General features: G+C 73.7%; 17 protein-coding genes. 12 read left to right on the top strand and 5 right to left on the bottom strand.

Going from position 1 to position 26,698, the window contains the following annotated elements; translation table 11 throughout:
* Positions 1-16 precede the first annotated feature (16 nt).
* On the top strand, positions 17-1,255 hold the full coding sequence (locus tag ITJ48_RS07680; protein WP_194613038.1) for an FAD-dependent oxidoreductase: 1,239 nt from the start codon (positions 17-19) through the stop codon (positions 1,253-1,255).
* A gap of 30 nt (positions 1,256-1,285) precedes the next feature.
* Here ITJ48_RS07680 and ITJ48_RS07675 read toward each other — a convergent pair whose 3' ends face one another.
* Both ITJ48_RS07675 and ITJ48_RS07670 read right to left on the bottom strand, forming a co-directional pair.
* Positions 1,286-1,507 carry a hypothetical protein gene (locus ITJ48_RS07675; RefSeq protein ID WP_194613037.1) on the bottom strand — a complete coding sequence of 74 codons (222 nt, stop codon included), beginning with the start codon at positions 1,505-1,507 and terminating at the stop codon, positions 1,286-1,288.
* A 191-nt stretch (positions 1,508-1,698) separates the two neighbouring features.
* Positions 1,699-2,829, bottom strand: a complete 1,131-nt coding sequence (locus ITJ48_RS07670) for an NAD(P)-binding domain-containing protein (RefSeq protein ID WP_370544828.1) — start codon at positions 2,827-2,829, stop codon at positions 1,699-1,701.
* A 224-nt stretch (positions 2,830-3,053) separates the two neighbouring features.
* Between ITJ48_RS07670 and ITJ48_RS07665 the strand changes: the two genes are divergently transcribed.
* The 5 genes from ITJ48_RS07665 to ITJ48_RS07645 all read left to right on the top strand — a co-directional run bounded on the left by ITJ48_RS07665 (position 3,054) and on the right by ITJ48_RS07645 (position 15,698).
* Entirely contained in the window at positions 3,054-10,529 is a 7,476-nt protein-coding gene (locus tag ITJ48_RS07665; RefSeq protein WP_194613036.1) for an IPT/TIG domain-containing protein, read from the top strand.
* 208 nt (positions 10,530-10,737) lie between these two features.
* Positions 10,738-11,394 (top strand): hypothetical protein, encoded by a 657-nt coding sequence (locus ITJ48_RS07660; protein ID WP_194613035.1) that lies wholly within the window; start codon positions 10,738-10,740, stop codon positions 11,392-11,394.
* Positions 11,395-11,552: 158 nt separating this feature from the next.
* Positions 11,553-13,169 (top strand): APC family permease, encoded by a 1,617-nt coding sequence (locus tag ITJ48_RS07655; RefSeq protein WP_194613034.1) that lies wholly within the window; start codon positions 11,553-11,555, stop codon positions 13,167-13,169.
* Entirely contained in the window at positions 13,166-14,437 is a 1,272-nt protein-coding gene (locus tag ITJ48_RS07650; RefSeq protein ID WP_194613033.1) for a saccharopine dehydrogenase family protein, read from the top strand. Before ITJ48_RS07655 ends, ITJ48_RS07650 begins: the two co-directional genes overlap by 4 nt.
* A gap of 91 nt (positions 14,438-14,528) precedes the next feature.
* Positions 14,529-15,698, top strand: a complete 1,170-nt coding sequence (locus ITJ48_RS07645) for an AI-2E family transporter (RefSeq protein ID WP_194613032.1) — start codon at positions 14,529-14,531, stop codon at positions 15,696-15,698.
* Positions 15,699-15,777: 79 nt separating this feature from the next.
* Here the strand turns inward: ITJ48_RS07645 and ITJ48_RS07640 are convergent, their stop codons facing one another.
* Positions 15,778-16,248 carry a hypothetical protein gene (locus ITJ48_RS07640; protein WP_194613031.1) on the bottom strand — a complete coding sequence of 157 codons (471 nt, stop codon included), beginning with the start codon at positions 16,246-16,248 and terminating at the stop codon, positions 15,778-15,780.
* Between the two features lie 432 nt (positions 16,249-16,680).
* Here ITJ48_RS07640 and ITJ48_RS07635 point away from each other — a divergent pair, with 432 nt between their 5' ends.
* The gene (locus ITJ48_RS07635; protein ID WP_123546987.1) at positions 16,681-16,950 is read left to right on the top strand and encodes a GlsB/YeaQ/YmgE family stress response membrane protein; all 270 of its coding nucleotides are present in this window, start codon (positions 16,681-16,683) and stop codon (positions 16,948-16,950) included.
* Positions 16,951-17,018: 68 nt separating this feature from the next.
* On the opposite strand, the gene ITJ48_RS07630 is transcribed toward ITJ48_RS07635, so the two are convergent.
* A complete protein-coding gene (locus ITJ48_RS07630; protein ID WP_194613030.1) occupies positions 17,019-18,044 on the bottom strand; it encodes a LacI family DNA-binding transcriptional regulator in 1,026 nt (341 codons plus the stop codon).
* Positions 18,045-18,205: 161 nt separating this feature from the next.
* On the opposite strand from ITJ48_RS07630, the gene ITJ48_RS07625 reads away from it, so the two are divergent.
* From ITJ48_RS07625 to ITJ48_RS07610, 4 genes are all read left to right on the top strand, one after another.
* Positions 18,206-19,492 carry an ABC transporter substrate-binding protein gene (locus ITJ48_RS07625; RefSeq protein ID WP_194613404.1) on the top strand — a complete coding sequence of 429 codons (1,287 nt, stop codon included), beginning with the start codon at positions 18,206-18,208 and terminating at the stop codon, positions 19,490-19,492.
* 28 nt (positions 19,493-19,520) lie between these two features.
* The gene (locus tag ITJ48_RS07620) at positions 19,521-20,522 is read left to right on the top strand and encodes a carbohydrate ABC transporter permease (protein WP_370544856.1); all 1,002 of its coding nucleotides are present in this window, start codon (positions 19,521-19,523) and stop codon (positions 20,520-20,522) included.
* Positions 20,519-21,460 carry a carbohydrate ABC transporter permease gene (locus tag ITJ48_RS07615; RefSeq protein ID WP_194613029.1) on the top strand — a complete coding sequence of 314 codons (942 nt, stop codon included), beginning with the start codon at positions 20,519-20,521 and terminating at the stop codon, positions 21,458-21,460. Before ITJ48_RS07620 ends, ITJ48_RS07615 begins: the two co-directional genes overlap by 4 nt.
* A gap of 122 nt (positions 21,461-21,582) precedes the next feature.
* Positions 21,583-23,943 (top strand): glycoside hydrolase family 3 N-terminal domain-containing protein, encoded by a 2,361-nt coding sequence (locus ITJ48_RS07610; protein WP_228506737.1) that lies wholly within the window; start codon positions 21,583-21,585, stop codon positions 23,941-23,943.
* A 183-nt stretch (positions 23,944-24,126) separates the two neighbouring features.
* Here the strand turns inward: ITJ48_RS07610 and ITJ48_RS07605 are convergent, their stop codons facing one another.
* Positions 24,127-25,194 (bottom strand): LacI family DNA-binding transcriptional regulator, encoded by a 1,068-nt coding sequence (locus tag ITJ48_RS07605; protein ID WP_194613028.1) that lies wholly within the window; start codon positions 25,192-25,194, stop codon positions 24,127-24,129.
* A gap of 171 nt (positions 25,195-25,365) precedes the next feature.
* Here ITJ48_RS07605 and ITJ48_RS07600 point away from each other — a divergent pair, with 171 nt between their 5' ends.
* Positions 25,366-26,688: an extracellular solute-binding protein gene (locus tag ITJ48_RS07600; protein ID WP_194613027.1), complete on the top strand. Its 1,323-nt coding sequence runs from the start codon at positions 25,366-25,368 to the stop codon at positions 26,686-26,688.
* Positions 26,689-26,698: the final 10 nt, after the last annotated feature.

The following is a 26,698-nucleotide window of genomic DNA, read 5'->3' as shown; positions in this document are numbered from 1 at the left end:
AGACCGGAGGAGACCTATGAGCACGCCCGAGCCCGAGCCCGCCGCCGCTGCCGCCGCGCCCACGCCCGCTGCCGCTGCACCCGCGAGCACGACCGAGCGCTGGGACCACGTCGTCGTCGGCGCCGGAGTGATCGGCGCGGCGACCGCGCGGGCACTCGCGCGACGCGGCGGAGACGGCGGCAGCGGCGCGAGCGTCCTGCTCGTCGAGCAGTTCGGCCGGGGCCACGACCGCGGCTCGTCGCACGGCGCGAGCCGGATCTTCCGTCGCGGATACACCGCCGACGACTGGCTCGCGCTGACGGGCGACGCGATCACGGCCTGGCAGGCGCTCGAGGCCGAGACGGGTCGCACCCTGCTCGACTTCACGGGCGCCCTCGACCACGGCGACCCTGCCGTGCTCGACGAGATCCAGGCGGCGCTCGAGCGCGGCGGCGTCGCGCACGAGCGTCTCGCCCCCGACGAGGCCGCGACGCGCTGGCCGGGGCTCCGCTTCGACACGAGCGTCCTGGTCCACGCGCAGGCCGGCCGGGTCCGCTCGGCCGACGCCGTCGAGGCGCTGCTCGACAGCGCCGCGGCCGCGGGCGCCGAGCTCCGCTTCGACACCGTCGTCGCCGCGATCGAGACGGCCGAGATCGAGACCGAGGGCGGCGACGTGGTGCTGCGTCTCGGGGGCGCGGGAGGCGCCTCCTCGACGGTCGTCTCGACCAGCGTCGTGCTCGCGGTCGGCTCCTGGGCGCGCCACCTGGCCGGGGACCTCGTGCGGCGCGGGGGAGCGGCGCTGCCCGAGGTCAGGGTCACGCAGGAGGAGCCCGCCCACTTCGCAACGGAGCTGCCCGACAACGCCTGGCCGAGCTTCGTGCACCACCCGACCGACCCGGCGCTGCGAGCGAGGGTCAGCACGATCTACGGGCTGCTCACGCCAGGCGAGGGCGTCAAGGTCGGGACCCACGGCACCGGCCGCGAGGTGCACCCCGACGCCCGCCTGGTCTCGCCGGGTGCGGAGGGGCAGGCCGTGCTGCGCGACTACGTCGCCGCGTGGGTGCCCGGCGTCGACGTCGACACGCTCGCGCCGATCAGCTGCCTCTACGACACGACCCCGACGGAGGACCCGGTGCTCGACCGCGTCGGCTCCGTCACCGTCGCGACGGGGTTCTCGGGGCACGGCTTCAAGTTCGGCGCCGTCTTCGGCGAGCTGCTGGCCGGGGTCGCGACGGGCACCCCCGCGCCGGAGCGGTTCCGCCTGCGCCGCGGCTGAGCGTCGGCCGCGGCTCGGCGTGGAACCCTGTCAGTCGTCAGTGCCGCGGCGTCTGCCGCCCTTCATCCCCTGGGCGACGAGCACGATGCCGACGACCAGCATCGGCAGCCCCGCCCAGGGCGTGTCGATCGCGAGGAACAGCGTGAGGCCGAGCAGGCCGAACACCACCCCGATCCCGACGCTGTCGCTGCGCCTCTTCTCGTCGGCGGCCGCCTTCGCGCCTGCCTCGGTCTCGGGCCGCTCCTCGTCCATCCCTCCAGGCTAGGCAGGCGCCCCGGCAGGGGCGTCCCCCGCGCGACGGACCCGAGGAGGGGGCAGTCCCGCCCGCGCATCCCTCACGCGGCGTCCCTCCGCGAGAGCGACGAAGCGACGCGAAGTTCCACGGAGGTTCGTCGCTCTCGAGGAGGATCGCGGCGCGCGGCGTGGCGCGGCGCGGCGCCGCGTCAGCCGGCGGGGCCGAGCAGGTCGCGCGCGAGCTCGCGCACCGCGGCACGGCCGGCGCGGTTCGCGCCGACGGTCGACTGCGACGGCCCGAAGCCGATCAGGTGCACCCGCCGGTCGCGGGCGGCCCGGGTGCCGACGAGCGGGACGCCCCCGAGCGGGCCGCGCAGGTCGAGACCGTCGAGGTGCCCGACGCTCGGCCGGAACCCCGTCGCCCACAGCACGGCGTCGACGCTCGTCGTCGAGCCGTCGGCCTCGACCACGTGCCGCGGCCCCATCGCGGTGAACATCGGACGCCTCTCGAGCACGCCGCGCCGCGCGGCCTCGCGGGCGTACCCGGTCCAGATCAGCCCGGTGTACGACACGATGCTGCCCGGCAGGCGGCCGACCGCGGCGTCCTCGGCGACGCGTCGCTCGACGTCGACGCCGTCCGACCCCGAGGTGAAGTCGTGGTCGAGGAACACGGGCTCCCGCCGCGTGTACCAGAGCGTCGTCGCGACCCGGCTGATCTCGTCGAGCAGCTGCACCGCCGAGATGCCGCCGCCGACGACGGCGACGCGCCTCCCCGCGAACTCCGCCGCGGACACGTAGTCGCGCGTGTGCAGCTGGCGACCCGTGAACGAGGAGGCGCCGGGCACGTCCGGCAGCACCGGCTCGTCCCAGGTGCCGGTCGCGTTCACCAGCCCTGACGTCGTCCACGTCCCGGCGTCGCTCTCGACCCGGAGCAGGCCCACGGGGTCGTCGTCGACGGGTTCGACCCTCGTCACGTGCACGGGGCGGTGCGCCCGCAGCTGCTCCGCCTCCTCGTAGGCGGCGAAGTACCGCGGCACGGCGACCCGGCTCGGCTCGGACTCGTCGACGGGCGGCAGCGCCATGCCCGGCAGGTCGAAGATGCCGTTGACGGTGGCCATCCGCAACGACTCCCAGCGGTGCTGCCACGCGCCTCCGGGGGCCTCGCCGGCGTCGACGACGACGAACGTCGGCGGAGCATCGACATCGCCCGAGCTCGCGACGGCCCCGCCCCCAGCGGGCACGAACCCCCGCAGCCGAAGGTGGTGCGCCGCGGACAGCCCCGCCTGCCCGGCCCCCACGACGGTGACGGTCGCGTGCCGGAGGTCGCTCAGGTGGTCCACGGGACCACGCTAAGGCCGCCGGCCGGTGAGCCCGCCCCTGCCTCCGACGCGGACCCCCATTCCGGGGGTCGACCGGCCGGATCGGGGGACATGCGGCGAAATAGGTCGAGCGATCCTCGCCGACGTGCCCTATCGTCGGCCAGGTAGCGAGTCTGCTGCCTCGGTCTCACCAACCGACGGCGCGGGCGCCAACCACCGCTGCCATGAGGATCAGGAGCGAGTCCATGAGGACTGAAGCACTCGCGCGCGCCGAAAAAGGGCGACCGACCGCGCACCGTCACCACTCCAGGGCGAAGCAGGGCGTGGCCGTGCTCACGGCCGCCCTGCTCGGCATCGGCGGCAGCGTGCTCGCCGCGGCGCCGGCCACGGCCGCCCCGACGGCCTCGATCGCGGAGGGGCGGTTCCTCGGCGGCACGGCCCTCGGCCTCGACCTGGACGCGGTCCTCGCCCTGCGGCCGGCCGCGGCGGTCAACGCCGGAGGCGGGACGGTCACCCAGGCCACGCCGCTCGACGTGACCGTGCTGAACGCCGCGCGTGCCGATCTCGGCAACGGCCTGCAGCTCCTCGGGCCGAACGGCCTCCTCACGGTGGGCGCGATCAACCAGTACGCGCAGGCGAACCCGGACGGCAGCTCGCTCGCCGCGACCGGTGCCGTCACGAACGCCGGCGCCATCGGCGTCGGCGGACAGGGCGGCGTGCCCCAGGCCAACGCCACCCTGAACCTCGGCTCGCTGACCGGCGGGCAGGGCAACGCCCTGACGAACCTCCAGCTCACGACGGGCGCGCTCTCGGCCACGGCGGCGCAGGCGGCCGGGGCGAACGGCGCCCAGACCGGCGACTACGGCATCGCCGACCTCGACCTCAGCCTCACGAGCCCCGTGCTCGGCACGACGGTCAACGGGCTCCGCACGACCGTCGCCGGCCTCCAGCCCGTGGTGAACGGGCTGCCGGCGCTGATCAAGGCGATCCCGGCCGTCGGTTCGCTCGCGGTCGTCACCGGACTGCCGAACCTCACGGCGATCACCGACTCGCTCACGACGGTGACCACCCCGAACGGCGGCATCACCGCCGATCTCCGCACCGGCGCGATCACGATCGACGTGCCGCTCGCGCTCCAGGCCGAGGGGCTCGACCTCAACTCCCTCGACCCGAACACCGAGCTGCTGCCGCTCATCACGCAGGCGCTGACGAACCAGCTGCTGCCCGCGATCACGGTCACGCTGCAGAACGTCGTGACCCAGCTCACGAACGGCATCAGCGGGATCTCGGTGAGCGTCCTCGGGGTCCCCGTCGCGCTCGCCGTCCTCGCCCCCGTGCTCAACCCGGTCATCGCCCAGGTCGTCGCCCCGGTCAACGCGGTGATCAGCACCCTCGGCTCGACCGTGGTCACGCCCCTCGCGACCGCGCTCACCGGAGTCGTCTCGCTGCGGGCCAACACGCAGGCCCGCAGCGGCGGGGTCTTCACGCAGGGCGCGCTCCGCGTGGGCCTGCTGGGCGGCCTCCAGGCCGGCACCGCCGTCGAGCTCGCCTCCGCCTCGGTCGGCCCGAACGCCGGCCCGCTCGCGGCGCCGACGCTCACCGGCATCACGCCCGTCGAGGGCCCCGTGGCCGGCGGCACCTCCGTCACCCTGACCGGCACGACCTTCACGGCCGACTCGCGCGTGAGCGTCGACGGCGGCGCGCCGATCACGCCCACGGCGGTCTCGGACGACGGCACCTCGCTGACCTTCAGCACGCCGGCCCACGCGGCAGGACCGGTGCCCGTCACCGTCACCACCGCGGTCGGCACCTCGGGCCCGCAGACCTTCACCTACCTCGCGGTCCCCGCGGTCACGGGCCTCACGCCCGCGCAGGGCCCCGTCGGAGGCGGCACCTCGGTGACGGTGGCCGGTTCCGGCTTCATCGCCGGCTCCACGGTCTCGGTCGACGGCTCCGCGCCGATCACGCCCGACACCGTCGCGGCGGACGGCACCTCGTTGACGTTCACGACACCCGCGCACGCCCTCGGCGGCGTGCCCGTCACGGTCACCACGCGCGGCGGCACCAGCGCCCCGCAGACCTTCACCTATCAGCCCGCGCCGGTCGGCGCGCCCGTCCTGACCGACATCACGCCGGTCGAGGGCCCGGCAGGAGGTGGCACGGTCGTCACGATCACCGGCACCGGCTTCACCGCCGGCTCGACGGTCTCGGTCGACGGGTCCGACCCCATCACGCCCGACACGATCGTCGACGGCACGACGCTGACCTTCACGACGCCCGCCCACGTCGCCGGCCCCGTGCCGGTGACGGTCACGAACGGCACGGGCACCTCGGCGCCCCAGACGTTCACGTACGTCGCGCCCCCGGCCGCCGCCCCCGTCCTCGAGGCCCTCGACCCCGACGAGGGCCCAGTGGGAGGCGGCACCCCCGTCACGATCACCGGCACCGGCTTCGCCGCCGGCTCGACGGTCTCGGTCGACGGCTCCGGCCCGATCACGCCCGACACGATCGACCCCGACGGCACCTCGCTGACGTTCACGACGCCCGCGCACGTCGAGGGCACGGTCACGGTCACGGTGACGAACGCCGGCGGCACGTCCTCGCCCCTGGACTTCACCTACACGCCCGCCCCGGCGGCCGCGCCGGTGCTGACCGACATCGACCCCGAGGTCGGCCCGGCAGGAGGCGGCACCCCCGTCACGATCACCGGCACCGGCTTCACCGCCGGGTCCACCGTCTCGGTCGACGGCTCGGACCCGATCACGCCTGACACGATCGACCCCGACGGCACCTCGCTGACGTACACGGCCCCGGCCCACGTCCCCGGCACCGTGCAGGTCACGGTGACGAACGCCGGCGGCACGTCCGCCCCGCTCGAGTTCACCTACGAGCCCGCCCCGGCCGCCGCGCCCGTGCTCGAGACCATCGACCCCGCCGTGGGCCCTGCCGGAGGAGGCACGGTCGTCACGATCACCGGCACCGGCTTCGCCGCGGGCTCGACGGTCTCGGTCGACGGCTCGGACCCGATCACGCCCGACACGATCGACCCCGCAGGCACGTCGCTGACGTACACCGCCCCGGCGCACGTCGCCGGCACGGTGGCCGTCACGGTGACGAGCACGGGCGGCACGTCCGCCCCGCTCGACTTCACCTACCAGCCGGCCCCGCCGACGGCGCCCGTGCTCGCGACCATCGACCCTGCTGAGGGCCCGGCCGGAGGCGGCACCGCCGTCGTCGTGACCGGCACCGGCTTCACCGCCGACTCGACGGTCACCATCGGTGGCACGACGGGCCTCGTGCCCGACTCGGTCGACCCGGCGGGGACGTCGCTGACGTTCACCACACCGCCGAACGCCGCCGGCGACGTGACCGTCACGGTCACCACCGCCGGGGGCACGTCCGCACCGCTGCCGTTCACCTACACCGCGCCTCCTGCGGGCGCCCCGGTGCTCGCGACGATCGATCCCGCCTCGGGACCGGTCGGCGGCGGCACCCCGGTGACCATCACCGGCTCGGGCTTCCTGCCCGGCTCGACGGTGACCATCGGCGACACGGCGGGCGTCGTGCCCGACTCGATCGACCCCGCGGGGACGAGCCTGACCTTCACGACGCCGCCGAACGCCGCCGGCGACGTGAGCGTCACGGTGTCGAACCTGGCCGGCACGAGCGCACCGCTCGGCTTCACCTACGTGCCTGCCCCGGCCGGCGCACCCGTGCTGACGACGATCGTCCCCGAGGAGGGACCGGTCGGCGGCGGCACCCCGGTGACGATCACCGGCTCGGGCTTCACGCCCGGCTCGACGGTCTCGATCGGCGACACCGCGGGCGTCGTGCCCGACTCGATCGACCCGGCGGGGACGTCGTTGACGTTCACCACCCCGGCGAACGCCGTCGGCCCCGTGTCGGTGACGGTGACGAACGGCGCGGGCACGAGTGCCCCGCTGACCTTCACCTACGTGCCCGCTCCGGCCGACGCCCCCGTGCTGACGGAGATCGACCCTGCTGAGGGACCGGCCGGAGGCGGCACCACCGTCACCGTGACCGGCACCGGCTTCACCGCCGGGTCGACCGTCACCATCGGCGACACCGCAGGTGTCGTGCCCGACTCGATCGACCCCGCGGGCACGTCGCTGACGTTCACGACGCCGCCGAACGCCGTCGGCCCCGTGTCGGTGACGGTGACGAACGGCGCGGGCACCAGTGCTCCGCTGCCGTTCACCTACACCGCGCCTCCTGCAGGTGCCCCGGTGCTCGCGACGATCGTCCCCGACGAGGGACCGGCCGGAGGCGGCACCCCGGTGACGATCACCGGCTCGGGCTTCCTGCCCGGCTCGACGGTCTCGATCGGCGACACGGTCGGCATCGTGCCCGACTCGATCGACCCGGCGGGGACGTCGCTGACGTTCACCACCCCGCCGAACGCCGTCGGCCCCGTGAGCGTCACGGTGTCGAACCTGGCCGGCACGAGCGCACCGCTCGGCTTCACCTACGTGCCTGCTCCGGTCGGCGCACCCGTGCTGACCTCGGCCACCCCTGCTGAGGGCCCGGTCGGAGGCGGCACGACCGTCATCGTCGCCGGCTCGGGCTTCACGCCCGGCTCGACGGTCTCGATCGGCGACACGGTCGGCATCGTGCCCGACTCGATCGACCCGACGGGGACGTCGCTGACGTTCACCACCCCGCCGAACGCTGCGGGCCCCGTGAGCATCACGGTGTCGAACGACGCGGGCACGAGTGCCCCGCTGGCCTTCACCTACCTGCCCGCTCCGGCGGACGCCCCCGTGCTCACCACGATCGACCCGACCTCGGGACCGGTCGGCGGCGGCACCACGGTGACGATCACCGGCACCGGCTTCACGGACGGGTCCACGGTCTCGATCGGCGACACGGCGGGCCTCGAGCCCGACTCGATCTCGACGGACGGCACCGAGCTGACCTTCACGACGCCGCCGAACGCGGTCGGCCCCGTGAGCGTCACGGTGACGAACGACGCGGGCACCAGCGCGCCGCTCGGCTTCACCTACGTCGCGGCGCCCGCCACCGCGCCCGTGCTGACGACGCTGACGCCCGACTCGGGCCCGGTCGGCGGCGGCACCCCGGTGACGATCACCGGCACCGGCTTCACGCCCGGCGCCACCGTCACGGTCGGCGGCACGGCCGGCATCGTGCCGGACGACGTCTCCGACGACGGCACCGAGCTGACCTTCACGACTCCGCCCGGCACCGCGGGCGACGTGCCGGTCACGGTGACGACCGACGGCGGCACCTCCGCGCCGCTGACGTTCACCTACGAGGCCGCTCCCGCGGGCGCTCCGGTCCTGGCGTCGCTGACGCCCGAGACCGGCCCGGCCGGCGGCGGCACCTCCGTCACGATCACGGGCTCCGGCTTCCTGCCCGGCTCGACGGTCACGGTGGGCGGCACCGACGGCATCGTCCCCGACGCCATCGGCGGCGGCGGCACGACGCTGACGTTCACGACGCCCCCGGGCATCGCGGGCGACGTCCCGGTCACGGTCACGAACGAGGTGGGCACCAGCGCTCCGCTCACGTTCACGTACGTGGCGCCTCCTGCGGGCTCGCCCGTGCTGACGGCCATCGCGCCCGACGCGGGCCCCGTCGCGGGCGGCACCTCGGTGACGCTCACGGGCACCGGCTTCACCGCCGGGTCGATCATCACGATCGGCGACACGACGGGCATCGTCGGCACCCTCTCGCCCGACGGCACGCAGCTGACGTTCACGACCCCCGCGGCCACCGTCGGCGGCGTGCCCGTGACGGTGACGAACGGGACGGGCACCAGCGAGCCCCTCACGTTCACGTACCAGGCGGCTCCCGTCGTCGCTCCCGTGCTGACGAGCCTGACGCCCGACGAGGGCCCTGCAGGAGGCGGCACCCAGGTCACGATCGTGGGCACCGGCTTCACGGGCGACTCGACGGTCACGGTCGGCACCACGACGGGCATCGTGCCCGTCTCGGTCTCGACCGACGGCACCACGCTGGTCTTCGAGACGCCGGCCGGCGCCCCGGGCACGGCGGACGTCTCGGTGACGAACCCGGCAGGCACGAGCGGCACCCTGCCGTTCACCTACCAGGCGCCTCCGGCCGGTGCTCCCGTCCTGACGACGCTGGCACCGACGAGCGGCCCGGCCGGAGGCGGCACCCCGGTGACGATCACCGGCACCGGCTTCACCGCCGGGTCGACGGTCTCCGTGGACGGCTCCGCGCCGATCACGCCGACCGTCGTCAGCCCCGACGGCACGACGCTGACCTTCACGACCCCGGCGCACGTCGCGGGCACCGTGCAGGTGACGGTGACCGACGACGCGGGGACCTCCGCGCCGCTGCCCTTCACCTACCTGGCACCGGCGTCCACCGCGCCCCTGCTGCTGAGCCTCTCCCCGGAGTCGGGCTCGGTCGGCGGAGGCACCGTGGTGACGATCACCGGCTCGGGCTTCGTGGTCGGGGCGACGACGGTCTCGATCGACGGAGGCGCGCCCCTGACGCCCTCGTTCGTCTCGCCGGACGGCACGTCGCTGACCGTCACCACGACGGCGCACGTCGCCGGCGAGGTGCCGGTCACGGTGACCACGGCGGGCGGCACCAGCGCCCCGCTGGCCTTCACCTACGTCGCGGCTCCCGACGGGGCGCCGGTGCTGGCCTCGCTGACGCCGAGCTCCGGCCCGGTCGGCGGCGGCACCACGGTGACGATCACGGGCACCGGCTTCACAGCCGGCTCGACCGTCTCGGTCGACGGCGGCGCGGCGATCACGCCCGTCACGATCAGTGACGACGGCACGTCGCTCACGTTCACGACCCCGGCGCACGTCGCCGGTCTGGTGACCGTGACGGTGACGAACGACACGGGCACGAGTGCCCCGCTGACGTTCTCGTACCAGGCGGCTGCCGCGCTGGCTCCCGAGCTGACGTCGCTGACGCCTCCCGTGGGACCGATCACCGGCGGCACCGTCGTCACCGTGACGGGCACCCGGTTCACGCCGGGCTCGACCGTCTCGGTCGGCGGCTCCGCGCCGATCACGCCGGACAGCATCTCGCCCGACGGCACGACGCTGACGTTCACGACCCCGGCCGGCACGGCGGGCAGCACGACCGTCACCGTGACGAACGGCGCGGGCACCAGCGCTCCGCTGCCCTTCGTGTACGCCGACCCCGACGCAGTGCCGGTCATCACCTCGCCGGTGCAGGGCCAGGTCGTCACGACGCCGAACCCGGTCATCACGGGCACGGGGACGCCGGGCTACCAGCTGCGGGTGCGCATCCTCGACCGGGTGCTCTGCACCACGGTCGTCGCGGCCGACGGCACCTGGGCCTGCTCGCCGCTCGGCGGGCTGCCCGAGGGCGAGTACACGCTGACGGCCACGCAGACCGGCCCTGACGGGGTCGAGTCGGCAGCGTCGGAGCCCGTCGAGTTCGCGGTCGACCTGCCGGCACCCGGCGAGCCCGGCGGCGAGACGCCGGGCACGCCCGGCACGCCCGGCACGCCCGGCACGCCCGGCACGCCTGGTGCGCCCGGTGCGGGCGGGGTCGGCGGAGCTGGCGGCGTCGGCGGCGCCGGCAGCTCGGGCGGGCACTACAGCGGCACTGCGGGCAGCGGCCCGCTGGCCTTCACGGGCAGCGACACCGCGCCGGTCCTGCTGGCCGCGTTGCTGCTGATGGTCGCGGGCGGGTTCCTCACCCTGCGGAGGAGGTCGCGCCGCAGCTGAGCCCGCTCAGCAGCACGAAGGAGGTGCCCGTCCGGCCGTGCCGGACGGGCACCTCCTCGTCTGCGCCCGTGCCGCGGGGGCTGTGTCCCGTGATCTGGTCCGGGAGTGCCCGGGAACCTGGTCCCGTGGGGCTCCCGACGCGGATCACTCTCGCTCTGCGGCGACGAGCAGCGTGCCGCACGGGACGGTCTGTCGGTAGCGTCGGGGCATGAGCGATCCCGTGACTCCTCCCTCGGCCCACGTCCACCCTCCGGCCGCAGCCTCATCGCCCGCGGGCCTCGACCGCAGGGCACTCGTCGTCGCGGGCGTGCTCGTCGGGCTGGCTGCCCTGGTGACGGCCGCGCGCTTCCTGATCGGCCTGGCCGCTCTCTCGACGATCTCGCTCTACGCGGTCCTGCCCGTCTTCGCCCTGATCGCGACCCTCGCCACGTCGGCGGGGCTCTGGCTGGTCAGCGGCCGAGGGGGCATCTGCGCGACCTCGCCCGCCGGACGCGTCGCGCTGCGCATCGCCGCGGTCACGCAGCTGCTCGTCGCCGTCCTCGCCCTCGTCCCGGCCGTCCTCGCCACGGGCCCGGGGCCGCTCGTGGTCCTCCTCCTCACGGTCGTGTCCGTCGTCGCGGCCCTCGTGGGCGCCGTGCTGGCAGCGCGTTCCGGCGACGGCGTCCGGGGCCTGGCCGGCTGGGCCCTCGTGCCGTGGACGGTGGTGGCGCTCGCCCGCACCGTCGTCTTCTCCACCCCGGTCGGGTTCGCGCTCGGCGCCTCCTCGGTCACCGCCGTCGCCTACGGCGGGCAGGTGCTCACGATCGTCACCCTGCTCGTCGTGGCGGTCGCGTGGCTGGTCGCCGGGCTCCGCACAGCCCGCTGATCTGCCCTCGGCGCTCACGATGAACCGGGTTCCGAACCATGAACCGCGAAAGAACGCGGTTCATGGTTCGGAACGCGGTTCATGGGCACGGGCGGTGGGCCGGGCGGCAGCGACACAGGCTCGTTGACACGCCCGGGCGCCGGGACTACGTTCTGGCCATGAGCGGTCCCGACGCTTCTCCCGGCCGCGTGCCGACCTCCTCCTCGCGCCCGGCCGCCCCCGGTGCACCGGGGCCCGCCACCCCGGCCCCCGGCACCCCGTCAGCAGGCAAGGGCCTCGCGGCCGGCACCCTCGGCCTCTGGGGGTCGACCGTCATCGGCCTCGCGAGCACGGCGCCCGTCTACTCGCTCGTCGCGACGCTCGGCTTCGTGGTCGCCGCCGTCGGGGCGCAGGCACCGATCGCGTTCATCGTGGCGTTCGTCCCGATGCTGTTCATCGCCTTCGCCTACCGCGAGCTGAACCGGGCCGTGCCCGACTGCGGCACGACCTTCACCTGGGTGACGAAGGCCTTCGGCCCCCGCGTCGGCTGGATGGGCGGCTGGGGCGTCGCCATCGCCGGGATCGTCGTGCTGGCCAACCTGTCGCAGATCGCCGGGCAGTACACCTGGCTGATGGTCGGCGACGGCTCGCTCGCCGAGAACGTGCCGCTGGTCACGGCGACCGGCGTCGTGTTCATCGCCCTGATGACCTGGATCAGCTACCGCGGCCTCGAGCTCGGCGAGCGCGTCCAGAACGTGCTGCTGGGCGTCCAGTACGTGGCCCTCGCGCTCTTCGTCGTCGTCGCGCTCTACAAGATCGCGACGGGCGATGCCCCGAACGTGACCCCGGTCGAGTGGAGCTGGTTCGACCCGACCGCGTTCACCGACTGGTCGGGCTTCGTCGAGGCCGTGCTGCTCGCCCTGTTCATCTACTGGGGCTGGGACGCCTGCCTCGCCCTCACCGAGGAGACGAAGGACCCGCAGCGCACCCCCGGCCGCGCCGCCGTGCTGTCGACGGCGATCCTGCTCGTCACCTACGTCGGTGTCACTGTCGTGGCGATGTCGTTCGCGGGCCTCGGCAGCACGGGCATCGGCCTCGCGAACGAGGCGAACGCCGACGACGTCTTCTTCGCGCTCAAGGACCCGGTGCTCGGCCCGCTCTCGGTCGTGCTCGTCATCTCGGTGCTCGTCTCGGCCGTCTCGTCGACGCAGACGACCATCCTGCCGACGGCCCGCGGAACCCTCGCGATGGCCGTCTACGGCGCCCTGCCCGCCCGGTTCGGCCGGGTGCACCCGCGGTTCCGCACCCCGTCGTTCTCGACCTTCGTGATGGGCGTCGTCGCGATCGTGTTCTACGTCGTCATGACACTGGTGAGCGCGAACGTGCTGCAGGACTCGATCCTGTCGCTGGGCCTCGCCATCGCCTTCTACTACGGGCTGACCGGCTACGCGTGCGTCTGGTACTTCCGGCGCGAGCTGACGTCGTCGTGGCAGGCGTTCCTCTTCAAGGGCCTGTTGCCGCTGCTCGGGGCGCTGATGCTCACGTACGCCTTCGTGCAGTCGGTGGTCGACATGCTCGCGCCCGACTACGGCTACACGGTGCTGCTCGGCATCGGCGGCACCTTCGTGATCGGCATCGGCTCGCTGCTGCTCGGCGCCGTGCTGATGGTCGTCTGGTCGGCCTTCGCGGAGTCCCGCCCGTTCTTCCGCGGCGAGAGCCTGAACCGCGACACGGAGGTGCTCGTGCCCGACGAGCCCGAGATCTACACGCGTTCCATCGACGGAGGACTGGCATGACGACGGCACCCACCACCCCCGCACCCGGCGACGTCGCCGCGGCGCCGGCCCGCATCCTGATCGTCGGCGCGGGAGGCGTGGGCTCGGCCGCCGTCCGCATCGCCGTGCGGCGCGCCTTCTTCGAGCTGCTCGTCGTCGCGGACCACGACCCGGCCCGCCCGCAGGCGCTGGTCGACTCGCTGGCCGACCCGCGCCTCCTCGGCGCCTCGGTCGACGCGTCGAGCGCCGACTCGGTCACGGCCCTGATCCGCGAGCACGCGATCACGCACGTGCTGAACGCCGTCGACCCGCGCTTCGTGATGCCGATCTTCGAGGGCGCCTTCGCGGGCGGCGCGGTCTACCTCGACATGGCGATGAGCCTGTCGAGGCCGCACCCCGACGAGCCGCACGCGCTGACCGGCGTCAAGCTCGGCGACGAGCAGTTCGCGCAGGAGGCGCGGTGGCGGGACGCAGGACGGCTCGCCCTGGTCGGCATGGGCGTCGAGCCCGGCATGTCCGACGTGTTCGCGCGCTGGGCCGAGGACGAGCTCTTCAGCGAGATCGACGAGCTGGGCGTGCGCGACGGCGCGGACCTGGTGGTCCGGGGCTACGACTTCGCTCCCTCGTTCTCGATCTGGACGACCATCGAGGAGTGCCTGAACCCCCCGGTCGTCTGGGAGGAGGGGCGCGGCTGGTACACCACCGCCCCGTTCAGCGAGCCCGAGGTCTTCGACTTCCCCGAGGGCATCGGCCCGGTCGAGTGCGTCAACGTCGAGCACGAGGAGGTGCTGCTGATGCCCCGCTGGACGAGCGCGAAGCGCGTCACCTTCAAGTACGGCCTCGGCCAGGAGTTCATCGACGTGCTGAGGACGCTGAACAAGCTCGGGCTCGACAGGACGGCCCCCGTCGACGTGAAGGGGGTGCAGGTCTCGCCGCGTGACGTGGTCGCGGCCGTGCTGCCCGATCCGGCGACGCTGGGCGACGTGATGTCGGGCAAGACGTGCGCGGGCGTCTGGGTGCGGGGCACGGGAAAGGACGGCAGGCCGCGGTCGACGTACCTCTACCACGTGGCCGACAATGAGACCTCGATGCGCGAGTACGGCTCGCAGGCCGTCGTCTGGCAGACGGCGCTCGGTCCGGTCATCGCCCTCGAGCTGCTGGCGACGGGCGTCTGGTCGGGCGTCGGCATCCTCGGGCCGGAGGCGTTCCCGGCCGGGCCGTTCCTCGACCTGCTCGCGTCGCCCGACGGGCACGACTCGCCGTGGGGGATGGTCGAGAAGCCGATCTGAGCGGCGACGCGGAGCGGCCCGGCCCAGCCGCGGCGGCCCTCCGGCGGCCCTCCGGCGGCCCTCCGGCGGCGGTGACCGCCAGGATGGTCGGATGGCCCTCTCGCACCGTGCCCGCTCCGTTCGCCGCTCGACGGCGCCGTCCGGTGCGTCCGGCACGTCCGACGCCTCGTCGTCCGCGCGCTCGACGGCCTCGCGTGACGAGTCGTCCAGCCCGCTGCGTCGTCCCGGCGCGTTCCGCTTCGGCCTGATCGCGACCCTCGGCGGCGGGCTCGGCGTCGGCATCATCGTCGCCCTGATGGCGCTCTCGACGATCCTCGTCTACATCGGCCTCGCGTTCTTCCTCGCCCTCGCCTTCGAGCCCGTCGTGCGGCGCCTCTCCCGGGCCGGTGCCCCGCGCTGGGTCGGCGTCGTCGTCTCGATCGTGCTCGTGCTCGGCGCGGTCGTCGGCATCCTCGCCGCCGTCGTGCCCGCGCTCGTCGACCAGGTCGGCCACGTGATCCGCACGGCGCCCGCCGCCCTGCAGGACATCTCGCGCCAGCCGTGGGTGCAGCAGGCCGTCGAGACCCTCGGCCTGGAGGTCGACGTCGACGACGCGGTCGCCGCCCTGAGCTCGTACCTGCTCGACCCCGACCGCCTGCTCGCCCTCGGGGGCGGCGTGCTCGCAGTCGGACAGGGCATCACCAGCGGCATCACCGCGGTGATCATCGTCGCGATCCTCACGATCTACTTCGCCGTCACGCTGCCGCAGATGCTCCGCTCGCTGAGCCGGGCCGTGCCGCGCAGCCACCGCGAGCGCGTGATGGACATCTCGGACGAGATCTTCCTGTCCGTCGGCCGCTACGTCGCGGGGCAGGTGGCGCTCGCCGCGATCAACGCCGTCTTCGTCTTCGTGGTGCTGACCATCGCCGGCGGTCCCGTGCCCGTGCTCTTCGCGGCCCTGGCGTTCCTCGGGGCGCTCATCCCCGTCGTCGGCACCGTGGTCGCGTACGCGATCATCATCGCGGCGACGCTCACCGTCTCGCCGGTGACCGCGATCGTCGTCGGCGTCGTGCTGCTCGTCTACGCGCAGGTCGAGGCCTACGTGCTCACTCCGCGGGTGATGTCGAAGGCCGTGGCCGTGCCGGGGGCGCTGGTGATCGTCGCGGCGTTCGGCGGGGGAGCGCTCGGCGGCGTGCTCGGCGCGCTCGTCGCGATCCCGATCGCCACCGCGGGGGTCGTCGTGTTCGAGCGCGTCGTCGTGCCGCGGCAGCAGAAGGTCTAGCGGCCCCGGCCGACCGAGGAGCGGGCGCCGAGGGCGAGGAAGAGCCGCGGCTCGGTCCGTCGGGCCCCGGCTCAGGCCGTCAGGTCGACGGGGCCTCGTCGGCGTGGCCCGCGGGCCGCGCCGGGCGGGCCGGACGGAACGCGGGAGCCGGCTGGGTGCGGTCGTCGGGGTCGCGGGGCTCCGGCGGGCGGGTGCGGAGGGGCGCGTCGTCGCCGGACTGCGCGGCGTGCTCCTCCTCGTCGACCGAGCTGCCCGACGCGGCGTCCACGAAGCGCGCCCCGCCCACGGCGGCGGCGCGGCGCACGAGCTCCGCGACGAGCGCCTCGTCCTCGGGCTCGAGCTCGTCGTCGGGGGCGGTCTCGATCATCAGCTGGCTGGCGGGGCCGAGCAGCAGCTCGGCGGTCGCCGCCGAGCCGTGCTCGTCGCTCGTGGGTACGTCGACGATGTCGGTCGTGCCGTTCTGACCGAGGGCCGCGGCGTAGGCGATGACGGCCTCAGCGATCGCGTCGCCCGTCATCACGCGGTTCTCGCCATAGACGATGTACTTCATGGTCCCCCTCGGTAGGCCTCCAGCATGCTCCGCGGGCGGTGTCCGCGCTCGCAGGGGGCGCCTCCTCGGGGCAGTGGGAAAGTCACCCAATCGGGGGGTGCCTCGGCTCCGAAGACATGCCCGGGTGTTCCCTAGGCACCCGGTGCGGCTGGCGGCCGCGCACCTCCGGGAGCCCGAACTCCCGGTGGACGCCGAGAGCCCCGACTCTCGGCACGGGCTCCTGCGTCAAGGGCGACGCACGGGCCTGCCAGGGGGACTCGCCCGGGCACCGGCGCAGGACATCTCCCGTTCACCTACTCTTCGTGCGATCAGTGCACAAGGGGGTGTTGCTGACCAATTCCGGACAAACCGCCCGGCTGGGAGCAAGCTGGTGGTCGACCTCGGGTCGCCTGCCCCGAAGCGGCCCCTCACCTTCTTAAGAAAGGGCTCATCATGGGCTTCCTCGCCTTCATCCTCCTCGGCCTCATCGCCGGCGCCATCGCCAAGCTCATCCTCCCCGGCCGTCAGGGCGGCGGATGGCTCGCCACCCTCGTGCTCGGCGTGATCGGCGCCCTCATCGGCGGCTGGATCGGCGGCGCCGTGTTCGGCGTCGGCTACGACGGCTTCTTCTCCATCCAGAGCTGGCTCATCGCCATCGTCGGCGCCATCGTCGTCCTGCTCATCTGGGGCCTCATCACCGGTCGTCGCGGCGCCAAGCGCTGACCCGACCCGCAGCACCCGAAGGCCCCCGTCGCTCTGCGGCGGGGGCTTTCGCCGTCCCCTGCCGCCCGCTAGCGGCCGTTCGGCGCCGGCACCGGGCCGGTCGTGCCGCGGACGACGAGCTTCGTCGGCAGCTGCACCTCGGGCCGGTCGATGACCCCGCCCTCGAGCAGCGTGAACAGCATCGTCGTGGCGACGGTCCCGAGCCGGTGCATCGGCTGGCGCACCGTCGTCAGCGCCGGCTGCTCCCGTGACGCCTCGGGGATGTCGTCGAACCCGACGAGGCTGAGGTCGTCCGGCACCCGCAGGCCGAGCTCGTGGGCCGTGCGCAGCACGGCGATCGCGGACAGGTCGTTGGCCGCGAACACGCCGGTGGGGCGGACGGCCGGCCTGACGTCGAGCAGCTCCCGGGCGGCCCGGCGGGCGGCGCCCATCTCGAAGTCGCCGTCGCGGGTCAGCGCGGGGTCGCGCACGATGCCCGCCGAGCGGAGCGCGTCCGCGTAGCCGGCCTCGCGCAGCGACGCGGAGCGCAGGTCGGGCCGCCCGGCGAGGAACCCGATGCGCCGGTGCCCCAGGGAGACGAGGTGCTCGACCGCCTGGACCGCGCCTCCTCGGCTGTCGGCCTCGACGCTCGGCAGGTCGGCGCGTCCCTTGTGCGGGTCGACCGCGACGACCGGCACGCTCGTGGTCGTCGTCAGGACCGACGGGGTGACGAGGATCGCCCCGTCGATGAGCGTGCCGCTGAGTCGGCTGAGCGAGCGCCGCTCCCAGCCGTCGGCGCCGCCCTGGTGCGCGCCGCTGTAGGCCAGCAGGTCGTACTCGGCGCCGAGCTGGCGCACGGCGGTGCCGACGCCCTTGAGCACCTCGGAGCTGAACGGCTCGAAGTCGGCCACGAGCACGCCGATCACGCCGGTGCGGCGGGCCCGCATGCTGCTGGCGACGAGGCTCGACTCGTAGCCGAGCGCGTCGACGACGGCCATCACCTTCGCCGTCGTCTCGGGGGAGACGCCGTAGCGGCCGTTCACCGCCTTCGAGACGGTCGCGAGCGAGACGCCCGCCGCCGCGGCGACGTCGTGGATGGTGGGACGGGCGTTCACGAGCGCGAGCCTAGCGCCGTCGAAATGGTTTTCGAAAACGTTTGACACCCCCTCGGCCATTTCTGACACTTGTCCGACGCAGCACATCGGAGCGCTGCGTCACGGGCCGACCACGGCCGCTCAACGACGAGGAACAGGTGGCAACGATGGCGAGCAAGACGATGACGACCCGACGACTCCTGGCAGGGTCCGCAGCCCTGCTGATGGGAGCGGGGCTCCTGACCGGCTGCAGTGCAGGCGGCGGTGGAGGCGGCGCCGACGACGGCACCCTCACCCTGTGGCAGAACAGCACCACGGGCCCCGGCCAGGACTTCTGGACCAAGGCAGCTGCCGACTTCACGAAGGCGAACCCGGACGTCGCGATCGACGTCCAGACCGTGCAGAACGAGGACTTCGACAGCAAGCTGCAGACCGCCCTCAACTCGGGCGACGCCCCCGACGTGTTCCTGCAGCGCGGCGGCGGCAAGCTCCAGGCGATGGTCCAGGCCGGACAGGTCAAGGACATCACCGACGGCATCTCTGACGACGCCCGCGCCGACATCAGCGAGGGCACCTTCGGGGCCGGCTCGATCGACGGCAAGGTCTACTCGATGCCGATCGCGGTGCTGCCCGGCGGCTTCTGGTACAGCCAGGACGTCTTCGACGCGGCGGGCATCACGACGCCCCCGACGACGATCGACGAGCTCGACGACGCCGTCACCGCGCTGAAGGACTCGGGCACCCAGCCCGTCGCCCTCGGCGGCAAGGACGCCTGGCCCGCCGCGCACTGGTACTTCTTCTTCGCCCTGCGCGCCTGCAGCAGCGACACCCTGGAGCAGGCCGCGACCGACCGCGACTTCAGCGGCCCGTGCTGGGTCGACGCGGCGCAGGACCTCGCCGACTTCCGCGACACGGAGCCCTTCAACGAGGGCTTCCTCACCACCGCCGCGCAGCAGGGCGCCGGCAGCTCGGCCGGCCTCATCGCCAACAAGCAGGCCGGCATGGAGCTGATGGGCGCGTGGGACCCGGGCGTCATCGCCTCGCTCACCCCCGACGCGAAGCCGCTGCCCGACCTCGGCTGGTTCCCGTTCCCCGCGATCGACGGCGGCGACGGCGAGCCCGGCGCGATCATGGGCGGCGTCGACGGGTACTCGTGCTCGGCCGGCGCGCCCGACTCGTGTGTCGACTTCCTGAACTACCTGGCCACCCCCGACGTGCAGGAGGCGTACTACAAGGCCTTCAACGCGCCTCCGGTGAACACGGTGGCCCAGCAGGCCGTCACCGAGCCGTACCTGCAGGAGGTGCTGGCCGCCTACAACGACGCCCCGTTCGTCTCGCAGTGGCTCGACACCGTCTACGGCCTCAACGTCGGCAACGCGATGAACGTCGCCGTGGTCGACCTGCTCTCGGGCGACGGCACGCCGCAGGAGTTCGTGGACGCCGTCGACGCGGCCGCCAAGAAGGCGTAGGCCCCTCGTGAGCCTCCGCGAACCCCCCGTGCGGCCCGCCGCACCAGCCGGGGCTCACGCCACCGCCGGGGGCGAGGCAGTCGCCTCGCCCCCGGCGGCCTCCCGGGCCGTGTCCCGGCAGGGGCGTGGCGCCCGCGGCCTCGAGATCGCGCTGCTGGTCGGCCCGGCCCTCGTGGTCTTCCTGGCCTTCGTGGTCTTCCCGATCGTGATGGCCGCCTACTACGGCTTCTTCAGCTGGCAGGGCTTCGGCCCGCCGACCGACTTCGTCGGGTTCCGCAACTACCTGACGATCTTCCAGGACACGACGTTCCTCGACGCCCTGCGCCACAACGCCACGATCGTGGTGCTCTCGCTGGTGCTGCAGGGACCGGTCGCGATCGGCCTGGCCCTGCTGCTCAACCGCAAGCTGCGCGGGCAATCGCTGATCCGGGTGCTGATCTTCGTGCCCTACGTGATCAGCGAGGTCGTCGTCGGCACCGGCTGGAGCCTCATGCTCCAGGGCAGCGGCGCCGTCAACGACGTGCTGACGAAGGTCGGCCTCGGCGCCTTCACGCAGGACTGGCTCGCCGACCCGAGCATCGCCATCTGGACGCTGCTCGTCATCATCACCTGGAAGTACGTCGGCTTCGCCGTGATCCTGTTCCTCGCCGGCCTGCAGGGCGTGCCCGAGGAGCTCAGCGAGGCGGCGGCGATCGACGGCGCGAGCTGGTGGCAGATCCAGCGCCGCATCACGCTGCCGCTGCTCGGCCCGACGCTGCGCATCTGGGCGTTCCTGTCGATCATCGGCTCGCTGCAGCTGTTCGACCTCGTCTACATCATCTGGGGCCAGTACATCGCGGCCACCGCTGGCACCTCGACCATGGCGACGTACATGGTCGCCAACGGCCGCACCTCGGGCAGCTACGGCTACGGCAACGCCGTCGCCGTCGTGCTGTTCCTCATCTCGCTCGTCGTCGCCCTCGTCTACCAGCGCTTCGTGCTGCGGCGCGACACGGCCGGCGCCCTCACCACGTCAGGAGACGAGTCATGACCGCGAGCACCCTGCCCGCCCGCCCCCGCGGCGCGGCGGGCCCGGACGGCGGAGGCGCGGGCGCACCGACGCGCACGCCCCGGTCCCCGGCCGGCCGGCCGACCCGCAGGAGGCGCGGCATCGCCGACCCCGGACGCGGCGTCGCGTACGTGGTCGCGGCGGTCGTCATCGTGGCGATGCTCGCCCCCGTGGCGTTCATCGTGATCGGCGGCTTCCGCACCAACGCGCAGATCACGACCGACCCCTCCGGGTTCCCGAGCCCCTGGCAGGTCGGCAACTACCTCGACGTGCTGACCGGCGGCACCTTCTGGCGGCAGGTCGGCAACTCGCTGATCTCGGCCGGGGCCACCACGATCGGCACGGTCGCCCTGGGCCTCGCCGCGAGCTACGTGCTGGCGCGCTACCGGTTCGCCGGGCGCGGGGTGCTCTACGCGCTCTTCGCCGCCGGGCTGATGTTCCCGATGACCGTCGCCATCACGCCGCTCTACCTCGTGATCCGCGACCTGGGGCTGACGAACTCGCTGGCCGGGGTGATCCTGCCGCAGATCGCCTTCGCGCTGCCGACGACGATCATCATCCTCGTGCCGTTCCTGCGGGCGATCCCCGACGAGATCGAGGAGGCCGCGTTCATCGACGGCTGCAGCCGACTCGGCTTCTTCTTCCGGATGGTCGTGCGCCTGTCGCTGCCGGGGGTGATCACGGTCGGCATCCTCGCGTTCATCGGCGCGTGGAACTCGTACCTGCTGCCGCTGTTCATCCTCAACGACCCGTCGACGTTCACCCTGCCGCTCGGCGTGCAGGCGTTCTCGTCGCAGTACTCGGTCGACACGGCACGGGTGCTCGCCTTCACGGCGCTGTCGATGCTGCCCGCGCTGATCTTCTTCAGCCTGTTCGAGCGCCGCATCGTCGGCGGCCTGACGGGGGCGGTGAAGGGATGACCATCGAGATGCAGCACACCACCGGCCGGCACGGCGACGAGGGCCGAGCCGAGGAGGCGCGGGCCGCGACGAGCGCGACCGGTCTCGTCCTCAGCGACCGCGTCCGCCGCCTCCTCGACGACATGTCGCTCGACGAGAAGCTGGCCCAGCTCGTCGGGTGGTGGGTCGACCAGGGCGGCGGCGCCGTGGCGCCGATGCAGGGCGCGATGACCCCCAGCGACGACTACGGGGCGGCGACCGAGCACGGGCTGGGGCACCTGACCCGGGTCTACGGGACGCGGCCGGTCGACCCGGTGCAGCGCGCCTCCTGGCTGTGGGAGGAGCAGCGCCGGCTCCGCACCGAGACGCGCCTCGGCGTCCCGGCGATCGTGCACGAGGAGTGCCTGACGGGCCTGGCCGCCTGGCAGGCCGCGACGTTCCCGACGCCCCTCGCGTGGGGCGCCTCCTTCGATCCCGACCTCGTCGAGCGGATGGCGGCGCTGATCGGGGGCTCCATGCGCGAGCTCGGCGTGCACCAGGGCCTCGCGCCGGTGCTCGACGTGGTCCGCGACCCGCGGTGGGGGCGCGTCGACGAGTGCATCGCCGAGGACCCGTACGTCGTGGGCACCATCGGCACCGCGTACGTGCGCGGCCTCCAGTCGGCCGGGGTGCACGCCACGCTCAAGCACTTCGTCGGCTACTCGCTCTCGGACGCAGGCCGCAACCACGCCCCCGCGAACGTCGGCCCGCGCTACCTCGCCGACGTGCTGCTGCCGCCGTTCGAGATGGCCGTGCGCGACGGCGGGGTGCGGTCGGTGATGAACTCGTACGCCGAGGTCGACGGGGTGCCCGTCGGGTCGACGCCCGAGTACCTGACCGACCTGCTGCGCGGCGAGTGGGGCTTCGACGGCGTCGTCGTGTCCGACTACTTCGCGGTGGCGTTCCTCGAGGTCATGCACGCCGTCGCCGCCGACCGGGGAGAGGCCGCCGCGCTCGCCCTCGAGGCGGGCATCGACGTCGAGCTGCCCACGGGCGACGCCTACCTCGCGCCGCTCGCCGAGCGCGTGCGGGCCGGGCTGGTCGACGAGACGCTGGTCGACCTCGCGGTCGCCCGCGTCCTCACGGAGAAGGAGGAGCTCGGCCTGCTCGACGAGGCCGCCCTCGACGCCGCGGAGGCCGCGGGTCCGCCGACCGAGATCGACCTCGACAGTCCGGCGCACCGCGCGGTCGCGCGCCGCCTGGCCGACGAGTCGGTCGTGCTCCTCACGAACGACGGGGTCCTGCCGCTGGGCGGAGGCGCCGGGGCCCCTGGCACCGGCGCCGCTGCGTCCGCCGGCCCGGCGCGTGTCGCGCTGATCGGCCCGAACGCCGACAGCGCCGAGGCGCTGATGGGCTGCTACTCGTTCGTCAACCACGTGCTGGCGCACCACCCGGGGGTGCCCACGGGCATCGCGGTGCCGACCGTGGCGGAGGCGCTCCGCGAGGAGCTGCCCGCCTGCGAGCTCGTCGTCGTGCCCGGCTGCGAGGTCGAGGGCGCTCTCGACGCAGACGCCCGCTCGGGCATCGACGAGGCCGTCCGCGAGGCAGCCGCCTCCGACGTCGCCGTCGTCGTGGTCGGCGACCGCGCCGGGCTCTTCGGCCGCGGCACCGTCGGCGAGGGCAACGACGTCGAGAGCCTCGAGCTGCCGGGGCCGCAGCGCGACCTCGTGGAGGCGGTCGTCGCCTCCGGCACCCCGGTCGTGCTGGTCGTGCTCTCGGGCCGTCCCTACGCGATCGGCTGGGCCGTCTCGGGGTCGAGCGCCCCGGCGGCGGTCGTCCAGGCGTTCTTCCCGGGGGAGGAGGGCGGCCCCGCGATCGCCGGCGTGCTCTCGGGCAGCGTCGTGCCGTCGGGCCGGCTGCCCGTCTCGCTGCCGCGGTCGGCCGGCGCGCAGCCGTTCTCGTACCTGCACCCGCCGCTCGGCGGCCCGAGCGAGGTGACGAGCGCCGACAGCACCCCCGTGCTGCCGTTCGGCCACGGCCTCTCGTACACGACCTTCGAGCGGTCGGGGCTCGTCGTCGAGGCGGTCGACGGTGCGGCTGGTGCGGGTGGCGCGGACCGCGACGGCGCGTCGGGCCGACCGGGCGGCGTGCCCGCAGGAGGCGCGTTCACCGCGACCGTGACGGTGCGGAACACGGGCGGCCGGGCCGGTGCCGACGTGGTGCAGCTCTACGCGCACGACGTCGTCGCCTCCGTGACCCGTCCGGTCGCGCAGCTGCTGGGCTACGCCCGGGTCGAGCTCGAGCCGGGGCAGGAGGCGCGGGTGACGTTCCGCGTGCCGACGCAGCGCCTCGCGTTCAGCGACCGCCGGATGCGGCGCGTGGTCGAGCCCGGCGCCGTCGAGCTCTGGGTCGGTGCCTCGTGCGCCGTGCGCGAGACGGAGGCGGCGCTCACCATCACCGGGCCGGTGCACCTCGTCGGGCTCGACGACGCCCGCGTGGTCAGCGTCGAGGTCGAGCTGCGCTGAGCCCGGCCCTCCCGGGCCCGGCCCTCCCGGGCGCGGCCCGGCGGGCCCCGCCTCGCGCCGCACCCCTGATCGTGCAGCACACCCCCGGATCCGAGGGTGTGCTGCACGATCGGGGGTGTCGCGCGTGCCCGGCGCGAGCGACGTGCGGGCGAGCGCCGCGCCTCGCCGCGCCGCGCCTCGCGCTCAGCGCCGCGGCGGCGCCGTCGACGCGCGCACCGTCAGCGTCAGCGCGGGCCCGGGGCGGGACGCCAGGCGCTCCGACGACGCGAGCTGGTCGAGCAGCAGGCGGGTGGCGCGCTCGCCGAGCTCGACCGTGTCGCGGGTCAGGGTCGTGAGCGCCGGCCGGACGAGCTGGGCCATCACCGAGTCGTCGAAGGAGGCGACCGACAGGTCGCCGGGGACGTCCACGCCCATCTCGGCGGCGACCCCGAGACCGGAGACCGCGAGGACGTCGTTGTCGTAGACGATCACGCTCGGGCGCACCGGCAGCGAGAGCAGGCGCCGGGTCGCGTCGGCGGCCGCCGCGGCCGAGTAGTCGGTGGTGATCGTCTCGGCCATCTCGAGCCCCGCCGAGCGCGCGAACCCGACGAGGGCGGCCTGCCGGAGCGCCGTGTGCTCGAACTCGGCGCGGCCGGCGACGTGGGCGAACCGACGGTGGCCGAGCGCGTGCAGGTAGCCGAAGAGGGTGTCGGCCGCGGCGACGTCGTCGATCCAGACGGACGGGCCCGTGCCGGTGGTCGAGGGGTGCGACCCGATGACGACGAAAGGCATGCCGATCGACTCGAGCAGACGGAGGCGCGGGTCGTCCTCCCGGGGGTCGATCACGAGGACCCCGTCGACCCGGTGGCCGCTCCACCACTCGCGGTAGACCTCGACCTCCTCGTCGAGGTCGCGCGCCACGAGCAGGTTCAGCGCCACGTGCGAGGTGGGTGCGGAGCCGTCGCGGCCGCCGCCTCCTGCGCTCGTCAGCCCCAGCTGGATGCCCGAGATCAGGTCGCCGAAGAACGACTCGGTGCCGAGGGCCCGCGCGGGCCGGTTGAGGACGAAGCCGACCGCGTCGGCCCGGGCGCCGCTGAGGGCACGGGCGGCGGTGTGCGGCCGCCAGCCCAGCTCGGCCGCGATCGCCTTGATGCGGCTCCGGGTCTCGGCCGAGACGCCCGGGCGGTCGTTGAGGGCGAACGAGACGGCGCCGATCGAGACGCCGGCCCTGGCGGCGATGTCGCCGATGGTGGCGCGCCGGGGCTGGGTCACGGGCGGTCCTCCGGATCGGTCATGGGCTCATCATGCAGGACGAGGGCTTGACTATAGCGCTTTAGTGCAGCACGATGACGACACCGGCACGCGATGGAGCTCGACCGGGCTCCGTCGCCTGTACCGCTTCAGCGCCTCACCGCACGACCGCGAACGAAGGAGTCCGACGTCATGCAGATCATCTCCACCCCCACCTCCCGACGCTTCCCTGCCCCCGGCAGGCGACCCGCACTCGTCGTCGCGGCCGTCGCCGCCGCGTCCGCGCTCGTCCTCTCCGGTTGCTCCGGGGGTGCCGGCGGCGCCGCGAGCGGCGACGTCGACGGGCCCGTCGACGGCACCATCACGGTGCAGACCTGGTCGCTGACGCCCACCTACACGGACTACCTCGAGGGCGTCGCCACGGCGTTCGAGGAGGCCAACCCCGGCACCGAGGTGAAGCTCGTCGACCAGCCGGGCGACGGCTACGCCGAGAAGGTGCTGAGCCAGGCCAGCTCGGGCACGCTGCCCGACGTGGTCAACCTGCCGCCCGACATCGCGCTGCCGCTCGCGAAGCGCGGGTTCCTCTACGACATCTCGCAGGCGGACGACTCCCTCGACGACACCTACGTCCCGGGAGCGCTCGACGCCTACGAGTACAACGGCGTCGACGGGGTCTACGGCTACCCCTGGTACCTCAACACCGACGTCAACTACTGGAACGCCGTCCGGATGGACGCCTGCGGCCTCGACTCCACGACGGTGCCCGCCGACACCGACGAGCTCTTCACCCAGGCCGCCACGATGCACGAGGCCTGCCCCGACGACTACCTGATGAGCCGCAAGCCCGGCCTCAGCGACTTCAGCCTCGCCGGCGCCCAGGTCGTCAGCGACGACGGCTCGGAGTTCGTGTTCGCCGACGACGACGCCTCGGCCGACCTGATCGACCGGTACGCGAAGGCGTACCAGCAGGGCTATCTGCCCCCGTCGGTGCTCACCAGCGAGTACCTCGGCAACTCCACGCTGTTCACCCAGGCCAAGGTGGCCTGGACGACGGGAGGCGCGTCGTCGCTGAGCGACTTCGTCACGAACAACCCCAGCCTCGAGGGCCAGGTCGTCGTGTCGCCCGCGCTCGACACCCCGCCGCTCTACGTGCAGGGGCTGAGCGTCTCGGCGAAGAGCAAGGAGCTCGCGACGGCCACCGCGTTCGCCGCGTTCATGACGAACGAGGAGAACCAGAACGCCTTCGGCCACATCGTCAACGTGTTCCCGTCGACGACCGCGTCGGCGTCCGACCCGTACTTCTCCGAGGACGACGGCACGGTCGACGGCAAGGCGAGGGCGCTCGCCTTCGAGTCGCTGAAGACGGCGGAGAACCTCTCGCCGGTCGAGGCCAACTCGGCGATGACGCAGTTCCTCGACCAGCAGATCGCGCTGGCGATGAAGGGCGACGTCACGGCCCAGGAGGCGCTCGACACCGCCCAGCAGAAGATGAACCAGCTCCTGGCCAACGGCTAGCCGGAGCAGG

The sequence above is a fragment of the Frigoribacterium sp. VKM Ac-2530 genome, assembly GCF_015350835.1.
Lineage (GTDB): Bacteria > Actinomycetota > Actinomycetes > Actinomycetales > Microbacteriaceae > Frigoribacterium.
The sequence above is the reverse complement of the archived record's forward strand: the minus strand, read 5'-3'. Positions and strand labels throughout refer to the sequence as shown.

Bases quoted from the DNA above. Each gene is read 5' to 3' on its own strand.
- ITJ48_RS07680 (WP_194613038.1), top strand. From the start codon at position 17: ATGAGCACGCCCGAGCCCGAGCCCGCCGCCGCTGCCGCCGCGCCCACG.
- ITJ48_RS07675 (WP_194613037.1), bottom strand. From the start codon at position 1,507: ATGGACGAGGAGCGGCCCGAGACCGAGGCAGGCGCGAAGGCGGCCGCC.
- ITJ48_RS07665 (WP_194613036.1), top strand. From the start codon at position 3,054: ATGAGGACTGAAGCACTCGCGCGCGCCGAAAAAGGGCGACCGACCGCG.
- ITJ48_RS07660 (WP_194613035.1), top strand. From the start codon at position 10,738: ATGAGCGATCCCGTGACTCCTCCCTCGGCCCACGTCCACCCTCCGGCC.
- ITJ48_RS07655 (WP_194613034.1), top strand. From the start codon at position 11,553: ATGAGCGGTCCCGACGCTTCTCCCGGCCGCGTGCCGACCTCCTCCTCG.
- ITJ48_RS07650 (WP_194613033.1), top strand. From the start codon at position 13,166: ATGACGACGGCACCCACCACCCCCGCACCCGGCGACGTCGCCGCGGCG.
- ITJ48_RS07645 (WP_194613032.1), top strand. From the start codon at position 14,529: ATGGCCCTCTCGCACCGTGCCCGCTCCGTTCGCCGCTCGACGGCGCCG.
- ITJ48_RS07640 (WP_194613031.1), bottom strand. From the start codon at position 16,248: ATGAAGTACATCGTCTATGGCGAGAACCGCGTGATGACGGGCGACGCG.
- ITJ48_RS07635 (WP_123546987.1), top strand. From the start codon at position 16,681: ATGGGCTTCCTCGCCTTCATCCTCCTCGGCCTCATCGCCGGCGCCATC.
- ITJ48_RS07625 (WP_194613404.1), top strand. From the start codon at position 18,206: ATGACGACCCGACGACTCCTGGCAGGGTCCGCAGCCCTGCTGATGGGA.
- ITJ48_RS07615 (WP_194613029.1), top strand. From the start codon at position 20,519: ATGACCGCGAGCACCCTGCCCGCCCGCCCCCGCGGCGCGGCGGGCCCG.
- ITJ48_RS07610 (WP_228506737.1), top strand. From the start codon at position 21,583: ATGTCGCTCGACGAGAAGCTGGCCCAGCTCGTCGGGTGGTGGGTCGAC.
- ITJ48_RS07600 (WP_194613027.1), top strand. From the start codon at position 25,366: ATGCAGATCATCTCCACCCCCACCTCCCGACGCTTCCCTGCCCCCGGC.